This is a genomic window from Pseudomonas cerasi, from assembly GCF_900074915.1.
In the GTDB taxonomy this organism is placed as follows: Bacteria; Pseudomonadota; Gammaproteobacteria; order Pseudomonadales; family Pseudomonadaceae; genus Aquipseudomonas; species Aquipseudomonas cerasi.
In genome coordinates, this window is record NZ_LT222319.1 from 3,962,554 (window position 1) to 3,974,652 (window position 12,099).

Annotated in this window: 8 protein-coding genes and 1 pseudogene; 7 read left to right on the forward strand and 2 right to left on the reverse strand. The window is 60.4% G+C overall.

The genetic code is table 11. The annotated features are described in order from the left end of the window. Nucleotides 1-19 precede the first annotated feature (19 nt). The 5 genes and pseudogenes from PCPL58_RS20050 (at nucleotide 20) to PCPL58_RS20070 (ending at nucleotide 6,459) form a co-directional block, all read left to right on the forward strand. Nucleotides 20-628 carry a TetR/AcrR family transcriptional regulator gene (locus PCPL58_RS20050; RefSeq protein ID WP_003368596.1) on the forward strand — a complete coding sequence of 203 codons (609 nt, stop codon included), beginning with the start codon at nucleotides 20-22 and terminating at the stop codon, nucleotides 626-628. A 354-nt stretch (nucleotides 629-982) separates the two neighbouring features. Further along, a complete protein-coding gene (locus PCPL58_RS20055; RefSeq protein ID WP_044308672.1) occupies nucleotides 983-2,614 on the forward strand; it encodes a methyl-accepting chemotaxis protein in 1,632 nt (543 codons plus the stop codon). A gap of 106 nt (nucleotides 2,615-2,720) precedes the next feature. Then, complete coding sequence (locus PCPL58_RS20060) at nucleotides 2,721-3,542, forward strand: aldo/keto reductase (protein ID WP_003315245.1); 822 nt, start codon at nucleotides 2,721-2,723, stop codon at nucleotides 3,540-3,542. A gap of 171 nt (nucleotides 3,543-3,713) precedes the next feature. Beyond that, a pseudogene (locus tag PCPL58_RS20065) lies at nucleotides 3,714-4,726 on the forward strand (transporter). Between the two features lie 116 nt (nucleotides 4,727-4,842). Next, entirely contained in the window at nucleotides 4,843-6,459 is a 1,617-nt protein-coding gene (locus tag PCPL58_RS20070; RefSeq protein ID WP_024662568.1) for an inorganic phosphate transporter, read from the forward strand. A 275-nt stretch (nucleotides 6,460-6,734) separates the two neighbouring features. Here the strand turns inward: PCPL58_RS20070 and PCPL58_RS20075 are convergent, their stop codons facing one another. Together PCPL58_RS20075 and PCPL58_RS20080 are read right to left on the reverse strand one after the other, a co-directional pair. After that, nucleotides 6,735-7,892: an HlyD family secretion protein gene (locus PCPL58_RS20075; protein WP_003368589.1), complete on the reverse strand. Its 1,158-nt coding sequence runs from the start codon at nucleotides 7,890-7,892 to the stop codon at nucleotides 6,735-6,737. Next, nucleotides 7,889-9,547 carry an MFS transporter gene (locus PCPL58_RS20080; protein WP_065350268.1) on the reverse strand — a complete coding sequence of 553 codons (1,659 nt, stop codon included), beginning with the start codon at nucleotides 9,545-9,547 and terminating at the stop codon, nucleotides 7,889-7,891. The genes PCPL58_RS20075 and PCPL58_RS20080 overlap by 4 nt, the downstream gene beginning before the upstream one ends. 284 nt (nucleotides 9,548-9,831) lie before the next feature. Here PCPL58_RS20080 and PCPL58_RS20085 point away from each other — a divergent pair, with 284 nt between their 5' ends. Both PCPL58_RS20085 and PCPL58_RS20090 read left to right on the forward strand, forming a co-directional pair. Then, complete coding sequence (locus PCPL58_RS20085) at nucleotides 9,832-10,929, forward strand: enoyl-CoA hydratase/isomerase family protein (RefSeq protein ID WP_065350269.1); 1,098 nt, start codon at nucleotides 9,832-9,834, stop codon at nucleotides 10,927-10,929. A gap of 3 nt (nucleotides 10,930-10,932) precedes the next feature. Continuing rightward, the gene (locus tag PCPL58_RS20090; RefSeq protein ID WP_044308625.1) at nucleotides 10,933-12,084 is read left to right on the forward strand and encodes an acyl-CoA dehydrogenase family protein; all 1,152 of its coding nucleotides are present in this window, start codon (nucleotides 10,933-10,935) and stop codon (nucleotides 12,082-12,084) included. Nucleotides 12,085-12,099: the final 15 nt, after the last annotated feature.

Sequence of the window (12,099 nt, forward strand, 5' to 3'; positions counted from 1 at the left end):
GCAAGGGAATAACCGGGTCATGAGCAGTATCCGCGAGCGCAACAAAGAACTCATCCTGCGCGCTGCCAGCGAGGAATTTGCCGACAAGGGCTTCGCCGCCAGCAAGACCAGCGACATCGCAGCCAAGGCCGGTGTCCCCAAGCCCAACGTCTACTACTACTTCAAATCCAAGGAAAACCTCTATCGCGAGGTGCTGGAAAGCATCATCGAGCCCATTCTGCGTGCCTCGACACCCTTCAATCCCGAAGGCATACCAGCCGAAGTCCTCAGCCGCTATATCCGTTCGAAAATCCAGATCTCCCGCGACCTGCCCTTCGCCTCGAAAGTGTTCGCCAGCGAGATCATGCATGGCGCCCCGCACCTGACAGCGCAGCAGATTGAACAGCTCAATGGCCAGGCACGGCACAACATCGAATGCATCCAGGCCTGGATCGACAGCGGACAGATCGCCCCGCTCGATCCTCACCACCTGATGTTCACCATCTGGGCCGCGACCCAGACCTATGCCGATTTCGACTGGCAGATCGCAACGGTCACCGGCAAGGCAAAACTGCAGGACGCCGATTACGAGGCGGCAACCCGGACCATCCTCAGGCTGGTGCTCAAGGGTTGCGAGCCGGACCGCTGAACCCGCCCTGCTTTCCTGCAGACGCAAAAAACCCGCCGAAGCGGGTGGTTTTGCAACATGACCATTCCGACATCCTGTCAGTAGCCTCCTGGCAATGGTCGATCCTCCCTGATCACTGCGGCGTTCCTTCGCTGCAGCTGTTGAATTGGATCCTACATTCACTGAGGGTCCGTCGATAGAGCCAATCGCGTCTGTTGCTGTAAGCCTTTCGCCATAGCGGTGTACGCCGTTAAAAAGTGTGACCGGCCGCTCATGTTTGGTCAGGATGCGCCGAGATGCTTGAAAGGCTCTGAATCGCGCGTTGCGCGGATCGGAGTCATCAGAAGAAAAAAAATAATGCATGGGATGCCAATCATGAGTATGCGCAGTTTGTCCATCAGTCGCCGTCTGTGGCTGATTCTTGTCGTTTCAGTGCTGATGCTCTTCGTCCTGTCGGCGACGCTGCTCAGGCAGCTGCATAACGACCTGTATCAGGCCAAGGCCGAGAAAACCATGCACGTGGTGCAGACTGCCAGCGGCATCCTCTCGTTTTATCAGGGGCTTGAAGCTGCAGGCGGCATGACACGCGAGGCTGCGCAACAGCAGGCCTTGAAAGAGATAAAGAGCCTGCGTTACAGCCAGAGCGACTACTTCTGGATCAACGACCTGCGCCCGGTGATGATCATGCACCCCACCAACCCCAAACTTGAAGGCCAGGATCTGTCGACCATCAAGGACCCGGACGGCTTTGCGGTGTTCAACGAAATGGTCACGCTGGTCAAAGCCCAGGGTGCCGGGATGGTGAATTACCGTTGGCCCAAGCCCGGCGCCAGCGAGCCGGTGAAAAAGACCTCCTACGTGCAGCTGTTTCAGCCATGGGGCTGGATTCTGGGTTCCGGCGTGTACGTCGACGACGTCGCGGCAGAGTTCAAGACACAGCTGTGGAACGCCGGGATGTTCATCGCCGGCATCGTGCTGATCATGGTCTTGCTACTGGTGATGATCGTACGCAGCATCGTGCGCCCTCTCAGAGCGGCGGTTGATGCGATGGCCGATATTGCCAGTGGCGAAAGCGATCTGACCCGCACGCTGGAAACCCACGGCAAGGATGAAATCACTGAACTGGGTACGCACTTCAATGCCTTTGTCGCCAAGCTGCGCAATGTCGTCGGTCAGTTGCAGCACTCTGCCGTGGCGCTGGGCAAGGCCTCGACCGATCTGGGCAGCGACGCCGAACAGGCGCAAGGCCGCAGCGAAAAACAATCGCAGCAAATGGATCTGGTTGCCACGGCGGTCAACGAGGTGACCTACGGCGTGCAGGACGTGGCCAAGAACGCTGAACATGCCGCCAGCGAAATGCGCGATGCCGAGTCGCAGGCACAGCAGGGCCAAATCAATATCGATAACAGCCTGCGCCAGATCGAACACCTCTCCAGCACCATTGGTCAGGCCGTGCAAGTGATGCAGAGTCTGGCCAGCGAGAGCACACAGATCGGCAGCGTGCTGGAAGTGATCAGTTCGATTGCCGAGCAGACCAACCTGCTGGCGCTGAACGCAGCCATCGAAGCGGCGCGCGCCGGCGAACAGGGCCGCGGCTTTGCCGTGGTGGCCGATGAAGTGCGCCTGCTGGCCCAGCGCACGCAGAAGTCGACCGCAGAAATCCAGTCAATGATCGAACGCCTGCAAAAGCATTCCGATGCAGCGGTCAAGGTGATCGGCGACAGCAGCCGTTCCTCGCAACTGACCATCGAGCAGGCCAATCAGGCCGGTCAGAGCCTGACCTCAATCAGTCAGGCGCTGCGCAACCTCAACAGCCTGAACGCCTCCATCGCCAGTGCCACCCTGCAGCAGACGCACGTGGTGGATGACATCAACCAGAACGTCACCCAGGCCGCACAATTGTCCCAGAGCACGGCACTGGCCGCCGAACAGTCGACTTCGGCCAGTCTGCACCTGCGCGGGTTGAGCGAAGAATTGAACACCTTGCTGAAGCAGTTCCGGGTTTAAATCTGCATGGCGATTGGCGGGCGTACGGAACCTCGTGCGCCTCTTGTTGCCTGAGACCTGCTTATTCAACCGCTCATTAGCTGCTTATTTAATTGCAGGGGGTCACATGCGCACACTGGAGCTGGCAGGCAGAACCGTACCAGTGCTGGGTCAGGGCACCTGGCACATGGGTGAAAAAGGGCATCAGCGCTCGGCAGAGATCGCGGGCCTGTGCCTCGGTATCGAACAGGGCCTGACCCTGATCGACACCGCCGAGATGTACGCCGATGGCGCAGCCGAGGAAATCGTCGGTCAAGCCATTGCCGGACAGCGGGACAAGGTATTCGTGGTCAGCAAGGTCTACCCGCACAACGCCAGCCGCGCCGGTATCCCGACCGCGTGCGAGGCCAGCCTGCGACGAATGAACACCGACTACATCGACCTGTACTTGCTGCACTGGCCTGGCCAGTACCCGCTGACCGAGACGGTCGAGGCATTCGAGCGTCTGCGTGAAGCGGGCAAAATCGGTGCCTGGGGTGTTTCCAACTTTGATGTGCCGGACATGATCGAGCTCAACAACCCGCGTTGTGCCACCAATCAGGTGCTCTACAACCCGGAGCAACGCGGCATCGAGTTCGACCTGATGCTGTGGAGCGCGGACCGTCATCTGCCGTTGATGGCGTACTGCCCGATCGGTCAGGCTGGCGATCTGCTCTACCACCCTGCCCTGCACGAAATCGCCAAACGCCACGATGCAACACCGGCACAGATTTCGCTGGCCTGGGTGCTGCGTCAGGACAACATGATCGCCATTCCCAAGGCGACCAACCCGGAACACATTCGTCTGAACATCGCAGCCGAGCAGATTCGTCTGACCGAGCGTGATCTGGCCGATATCGATCTGGCATGGCCTGCACCCACTCGCAAGGTGCCGCTGGCGATGGTCTGACCGCTGTCAATGCGACAGCGAGCTGTCGATTGACTGAACGGCTGCCCACCCAGCCGCTTGCCGGTATGACAGATGACACACCCGGCAACAAGCTGTCACAAATATGAAATAACGCCTTGTCATCATGCGGCCTTCGCCTCCCTGCCCGGGCCAGGCCGCACGTGGACAGCCATGAACCACAGTATCGCGCACCATCATCAGGACTCCGACCTTTTCGGTCTGCTCTACGGCTTCCGGTTTCGCCACGGTGAAAGTGGCCAGGAAATCGGTTCGGCTGCCGCGCTGGATTACCTGCAAAACCCTCCCGAAGAGAACGACTTCATCTGGCTGCACCTGAACCTCTCGCATGCGGCCTGCGAGCGCTGGATGAAAACCCAGCTGGATCTTCCGGAAGAGTTTTTCGAGGCATTGCACGAGGGCTCGCGCTCGACCCGGATCGAGCACGTGGATACCACGCTGCTGGCGGTCGTCAACGACGTGGTGTTCGACTTCAACAGACTCTCGACGGATATTTCCACCTTGTGGGTCTGTGCCCGCCAGCGTCTGCTGATCACCGCCCGGCTGCAGCCGCTGCGTTCGGTGGACAAGCTGCGCTCGGCAGTCAAACGCGGCGAGCAATTCGACTCACCGCTGGAACTCCTCGCCCATTTGCTGAGCGATCAGGGCGAAGTGCTGACGCAGTTTCTGCGCAAGACCAGCGTCAACGTCGACCGCATCGAAGACCAGTTGCTTTCGCAGCGACTGAGCAACAATCGCTCCGAACTCGGCGCCATGCGCCGGGTGCTGGTACGTCTGCAACGCCTGCTGGCGCTGGAGCCCGGTTCGTTGATGCGCCTGTTGCACAAACCTCCGCAATGGTTGCGCGAACAGGATGTCCAGGCATTGCGTCAGTCCATCGAAGAGTCCTCGCTGGTGATCAACGACCTCACGGCGCTGGGCGAGCGCATCAAACTGTTGCAGGAAGAAATTGCCGCCAACCTCAACGAGCAAAGCAGCAGAACCCTGTTTACCCTGACCGTGGTGACTGTTCTGGCCTTGCCGATCAACATTGTCGCCGGCTTTTTCGGCATGAACGTGGGGGGCGTACCGCTGGCGTCCGACCCTGAGGGATTCTGGTGGCGCTGGTGGCGACCTTCACCCTTGTTGCCGGGCGCTGGGCGTTCCGCAAACGCGGAGACTACTGACCGGCCTGCCGGTTGTCAGAAATCTGGCGCAAAAGCGCACTGATTGGTGGCATGTCGCATCTCTGTCACATTTTGCAATGACCATGTCAATATTCTTTCAATCCAGGATTGCGAACATGGCTACAAACGCACTGTCTCCAGACGCTCTCGGCAAGGCGAGCCTGTCAGCGAGTCAATTCGGTCGCAAACCCAGCCGAATGACCATGATACTTTTCTTCACGATACTTATCGCAGGCTTGCTGTTCACCGGCTACAGCCTCAAACAGGACGTTGACGACATGGGCACGGTGGTCACCACCTGGACCCCGTTTGTGCTGTTGGGTGTAGCGTTGTTGATCGCGCTGGGATTCGAATTCGTCAACGGCTTTCATGACACGGCCAACGCCGTCGCCACCGTGATCTACACCCACTCCCTCCCGCCGGGCTTTGCCGTGGTCTGGTCGGGCTTTTTCAATTTTCTCGGCGTGATGCTTTCCAGCGGCGCGGTGGCATTCGGCATCATTGCCCTGCTGCCGGTGGAACTGATTCTGCAGACCGGCTCATCGGCAGGCTTCGCGATGATCTTCGCGCTGTTGATCGCGGCGATCATCTGGAACCTCGGCACCTGGTGGCTGGGTCTGCCGGCGTCCTCGTCACACACGCTGATCGGCTCGATCATCGGGGTCGGTATCGCCAACGCCCTGATGCACGGCCGCGACGGCACCAGCGGTGTGGACTGGTCGCAGGCCACCAAGATCGGTTACTCACTGCTGCTCTCGCCACTGGTGGGTTTCGGCTGTGCCGCGTTGCTGTTGCTGGCCATGCGCATGTTCATCAAGAACCGCGCGCTGTACAAGGCTCCGGAAGGCAATGCGCCGCCACCGTTGTGGATTCGCGCCATGCTGATTGTGACCTGCACGGGCGTTTCGTTCGCGCATGGCTCCAACGACGGGCAGAAAGGCATGGGCCTGATCATGTTGATTCTGGTTGGCACCCTGCCGATGGCTTATGCGCTGAACCGCACCATGCCCGCCGATCAGGCCACTCAGTTCGGTGCGATTGCAGAGGTCACCCAGCAGGCATTGATGCGCAGCGTTCCCCTGCCCGCCCCGACCGATTCGCGCAAGACCCTGTCCGATTATCTGGTCAGCAAACAGGCCGGCCCCGACCTGATCCCTGCGCTGGCGGTCATGACCGGCAAGATCGGCAATCAGGTCGCCAGCTACGGCTCGCTCTCGAAGGTGCCTGCCGAAGCGGTGACCAACGTGCGTAACGACATGTACCTGACCTCGGAAACCATCCGCCTGATGGAGAAAAACAAGGTCGGCGATTTCGACGCGGATACCAGGACCAAGCTTGAAGCGTTCAAGGGTCAGATCGACAGTGCCACGCGGTTCATTCCGACCTGGGTCAAGATTGTCGTGGCCATCGCCCTGGGGCTGGGCACGATGGTTGGCTGGAAGCGTATCGTGGTGACTGTGGGCGAGCGCATCGGCAAGACGCACATGACTTACGCTCAGGGCGCGTCGGCAGAGGTCGTGGCGATGTTCACGATCGGGGCGGCGGACATGTACGGGCTGCCGGTGTCGACGACCCATGTGCTGTCGTCCGGCGTGGCCGGTTCGATGGTCGCCAATGGCTCGGGGCTGCAAATGCGTACCCTGCGCAATCTGGCCACGGCCTGGGTTCTGACCCTGCCGGCGGCAATCCTCTTGTCAGGTTCTTTGTATTGGGTGTTCAGCAAGCTGTTCTGATGCTTGTTGCGTTTGCCTGGCGTCCTGCCAGGCAACCCCCGAATCAGGGCCAGGACTCAGCCGTCACTTACGTCGCACTCTGCATCGTCTGTGCCATCGCGGTCGAAAAGCACTGCGTTGGCAGCGGCCGCGAGTAAGGCATGACGTTGTTTCGCATCAGGGGTGGATGGCGCAGAGCGTCATGAACTGCATGCCGACGCGGAGCGTCGGCACGATAGTCAACTTGCATCGGATCGAATCCTGCCCGCGTCCAGCATCAGCGATCATCCAAAGGTTCAGCGCACCGCCGGATCAGGCGGCACATCGCCGTCCGCGCTGGTGTCGATGCTCACGACCACAGACATCCCAGGCCGCAGGTGCTCAAGCATGGGCTGATCGGCATCGACCACGATGCGTACCGGGATACGCTGGGAAATCTTCACGAAGTTGCCGGTGGCGTTGTCGGCAGGCAGCAGGCTGAATTCCGAACCCGCAGCGGGCGAAATTCGTTGTACGTGGCCGTGCATCTGGTGGCCGTCGAGCGCATCGACGGTAAAGCTCACCGGCTGCCCCAAGCGCACATTGGCCATCTGGGTTTCTTTCATGTTCGCCACGATCCAGCGCTGCTCGGGCACCAGTGCCATCAACTGCGCACCCGAATTGACATAGGCACCAAGACGCACGCCGATCTGCCCCAACTGCCCGTCACGCGGGGCAACGATACGCGTGTTGTCCAGGTCGATGCGCGCCAGCTCGATAGCCGCTTGCGCATTGGCGACCGAGGCTTCCAGTGAGCCACGGTTGACGATGACTGTTTGCAAGTCCTCACGGGCGATCTGCAAGACTGCCTTGGCTTCGGCAACGGCGGCGTTCGCCTGCGCGTCGGCGGCACGCGTGACATCCAGCTCGCTTTTCGAAACCGAACCGTCGGTCACCAGCGCCTGATTGCGCCGCAGATCGGCAGCGCTCTTGCGGCTCTGGGCGATGCTGTTCTGCAGTTCGGCCTGGCGCTGGCCGATGGTGGCTTCGGCACTACGCCGCTGTTGCAGATTGTTGGCCAGCGAGGCCTTCTGCACAGCCAGTTGTGCAATGGCCTGATCCAGGCGCTGACGATAGATACGGTCATCCAGACGCACCAACAGATCACCGGCCTTGACGAACTGGAAGTCCTGCACCGGTACTTCGTAGACATACCCGCTCAGCTGCGGCCCGATCAGCGTGGTCTGGCCCTTGACCTGCGCATTCTCGGTGCTCTCGATCGGGCTGGCAAACGGCGGAAGTTGCCAGGCGTACAGCACCACCAGCACCCCGGCCAGGGCAACGGCGCCGAAAATCACCGAAGACACGACACGCTTGCGGGTCGAGCGCGGCTTGCTGGTCACCGGGGACGTCAACGGAGCCGGTGGCGGCGAGTTGCGCGGGGCTTCGGTATCTGGGGTTTTGGATTCGGTCATGAAGATTTAACGCCGGAATTGGATACGGTGGGCGGAGCAGCAGGTGCAACGGGTGCCAGCGGCAGAGGTTGAGTGGTCATTTTCAGCCACAGGACCCGGGCTGAAATCCAGATCATGGTCAGCACGGCAATCAGCGCGATCAGCATGAACACATCATTGTAAGCCAGCACATTGGCTTCCCGGGTCGCGGCCGTGGCCATCGTGCGGATGCCCTGACTGTTGCGCAACGACGGGTCGGCGATCACCGAGCTGTAGCTGGCGCTGTAACTCTGCAGTCGCGCCTGTACCAGCGGATCGATGAGGGTCAGGTGTTCAACGATGTGGCTGGAATGAAACTTCTCGCGCACCACTTGAAAGGTGCCCAATGCAGCAGACCCGATCAGCCCGCCGATGTTCTGAGTAATCCCAAACAACACCGAAAAACTGACCATGTTACGCGGGTTCGCCAGCACGCCGCTGATCCCCAGCACCAGGGTAGGCCCAAGAAAAAACGTGCCGCCGAAGGCCAGCAGAAACTGGCTGAGGTACATGTTCGATTGGCGGGTCAGGTTGGTGGAGTGACTGTCCATCCAGGCACCGATTGCCATCATCGCCAGGGAGATCAGCAAGGGTTTGATCAGATGTGCCGGATTGATGGTCAGCGCACTGACCGCCAGCCCCGAAACGCTGCCGAGCAGCATCACCAGGTACAGCGTGTGCAACTGCTGACTGCCCATGTTCAGCGCCTGAAGAAACCCGACAGCGCCGACCGACTGTTCGGACAGCACCACGCGAAACAGGATGACGGCCAAGCCCAGGCGCAGAATCGCTCCACTGCCCAGCCAGCGAGTGATCAGCAACGGATTGCTGCGGTTATGCTCGATGGCCAGTCCGGCGCAGATCAGCGCAATCGATGCCGCTGAGGCGATACCAATCCACTGCGCTTCCAGCCACCATTCGATACGCCCCAGCGACAGCACCGCACAGAGCAGCGCAAAACCGGTGGCCAGCAGGCCGAAGGTGAGGAAATCGAGCTTCTCGAACGCCTTGAAGCGATCGCCAGGCGGCAGTTTGAGCATCAGCACGCAGCCCAGCTCGAACAGATAAAGGCCACGCCACTGGGCAATTTGCAGCAAGTCTTCCGACACCAGCCGCGCCAGCGGCGTTGCCAGCTGGGCGGTGCCAAGCCCGAGTACCAGCGCCTTGAGCCGCCACTTCTGCGGGAAAGCCTGGATCATGTAATACAGCCCCAGGGTGCTGAGTGCAGCGCCAACCATGCCGTGTGCCGCACGTACAGCGATGGCCGAATCGATGTCGTTGACGAACAGATGCGCCAGCGTCACCAGCGCGTACAGCACCAGAAACAGCTCGGTGAACGCGCGCAGACCGAATTGCTGACGAAACTTCACCAGCAGCAGATTCATCGATACGTTCGTCATGATGTAGGCCGCCGGCAGCCAGGCGATGTCCTGCGACGTCGCCCCCAGCGCGCCCTGCAGATACGGCAGATTGGCGACCACCAGTGCGTTGCCGAGCCCACCGGTCAGCGCGACGATCACCCCTACGACAGCAAACGCCCAACGCCGCGCAGTCGAATGCAGCGGCGTCGACGGCGAGCCAGGCATGGTCGGACGCTCGTGGGCGGCCCACTCGCGTGGGGCATACTTATCGCTCATAAACGACAGAAACGGGGACTTTCATGGGGTACACCTGAGGAATTCCCTTTTGTGACATTAATGACAGTCATAATACTCATCCGTCAGGCAATGATTCGCGTTGGTCAGTGCAATACAGCGTCGCTCCGGCAGTTGCGAATGCGCCAGACAGTGGATATCTGAAACTTCAGACTATGCTTAAACGCAGTTTTGCTTTGCACATTTGCGCTGCTAGGATCTTCTGCGACGCTCGAACGCTCGAACGCTCGAATAAGAAAAAAGCGCAACCGAACAAGGAGTTCAGAATGAGTTCACAGGTTTCATCGGCCCGCTCGGTTCGACCATCCGCCAGCCGGGATTCGATCGTTGTCGACGTGCGTAACCACATTGGTCACTTGACCCTCAATCGCCCGGAAGGCCTGAACGCAATCGATCTGGACATGGTCCGCACACTTCGCCAGCAACTTGACCGCTGGGCCGACGACCCCTCGGTTCATGCCGTGGTCCTGCGTGGTGCGGGCGGCAAGGCATTCTGCGCCGGTGGCGACATCCGTTCACTGTATGAGAGCCACCAGAACGGCCAGGATCTGCATCACACATTTTTTGCCGAAGAGTACGAGCTGGACCTGGCCATTCACCGTTACCGCAAGCCGGTACTGGCCCTGATGGACGGTCTGGTGCTGGGCGGCGGCATGGGTCTGGTTCAGGGAGCCGACCTGCGCGTGGTCACCGAACGCAGCCGCCTCGGCATGCCCGAAGTCGCCATTGGTTATTTCCCTGACGTCGGCGGCAGTTATTTTCTGTCGCGGCTGCCCGGCGAAGTGGGGACCTGGCTGGGCGTGACGGGGTCGCAGATCGGTGCCGCCGATGCGCTGTACTGCGGCCTTGCCAACTGGTCCATGAACAGCGAACTCCTGCCGCGCCTCGACCATATGCTCGACCATCTGAAATGGAAGTCGACCCCACTCAAGGACCTGCAGGGTGCGCTGGCCAAGCTGGCCACCCAGCGCCTGCCCTCTCCGCCGCTGGAAGCCCTGCGCCACGCCATCGACCACTTTTTCGGATTGCCGGATGTCCCAAGCATGCTCGAACAGCTTCAGCAAGTGGTCATCGGCGATACCAGAGAGTGGGCGCTGGATACCGTCAGCCGAATGAACGCTCATTCGCCGCTGGGCATGGCCGTGACTCTGGAAATGCTGCGCCGTGGTCGTCATCTGCAGCTGCAGGCCTGCTTCGCCATGGAGTTGCATCTGGATCGCCAATGGTTCGAACGCGGTGACCTGATTGAAGGCATACGCGCGCTGATCATCGATAAAGACAAGAAGCCGCAATGGAAACACGCCAGCGCGCAGGACGTCAGTGCCGCGCAGGTGCAGAGTTTCTTCAGCGGTCTGGAGAATTGAGCCGTGCACGATCTTGAATTGACCGAAGAACAGGTAATGATTCGCGACATGGCGCGCGACTTTGCCCGCAACGAAATTGCCCCACATGCCCAAGCCTGGGAAAAGGCCGGCTGGATCGACGACGCGCTGGTTGCCAAGCTCGGTGAGCTGGGCCTGCTGGGCATGGTGGTGCCAGAGCAATGGGGTGGCACTTACATCGACTACGTTGCCTATGCACTGGCGGTTGAGGAAATTTCCGCCGCCGACGCCGCCACCGGCACGCTGATGAGTGTTCACAGTTCCGTGGGCTGCGGGCCGGTCCTCAACTACGGGACCGATGAGCAGAAACATGCCTGGCTGGAAAAACTGGCCACAGGCCGGGCCATCGGCTGTTTCTGCCTTACCGAACCGCATGCAGGCTCTGAAGCCCACAACCTGCGCACTCGTGCCGAGTTGCAGGGTGATCAGTGGGTGATCAACGGCGCCAAGCAGTTCGTCAGCAATGGCAAACGGGCACAACTGGCTATCGTGTTTGCAGTGACCGACCCGGCGCTCGGCAAAAAGGGCCTGTCAGCCTTTCTGGTGCCGACCGAGAACCCTGGTTTCGTGGTGGATCGCAGCGAGCACAAGATGGGCATCCGGGCATCGGACACCTGCGCGGTCACCTTGAACAACTGCCGAATCCCGTCCGCCAACCTGCTGGGTGAGCGTGGCAAGGGGCTGTCTATCGCCCTCTCCAACCTGGAAGGCGGCCGCATCGGCATCGCCGCGCAGGCACTGGGAATCGCCCGCGCCGCCTTCGAAGCAGCGCTGGCGTATGCGCGGGAACGGGTGCAGTTCGACAAACCGATCATCGAACATCAAAGTATTGCCAATCTGCTGGCCGATATGCACACCCGAATCAACGCCGCCCGCCTGCTGACCCTGCACGCTGCGCGGCTGCGCAGCGCCGGGCAAGCGTGTCTGTCGGAAGCCTCTCAGGCCAAGCTGTTCGCTTCTGAAATGGCCGAATGGGTGTGCTCCAAGGCAATCCAGATTCATGGTGGCTATGGCTACCTGGAGGACTACCCTGTCGAGCGTTTCTACCGGGACGCGCGCATCACCCAGATTTACGAAGGCTCCAGTGAGATCCAGCGCCTGCTGATCGCCAGGGAACTGCGTCATTATCTGGTCTGATTCAGGCGCAGTGGC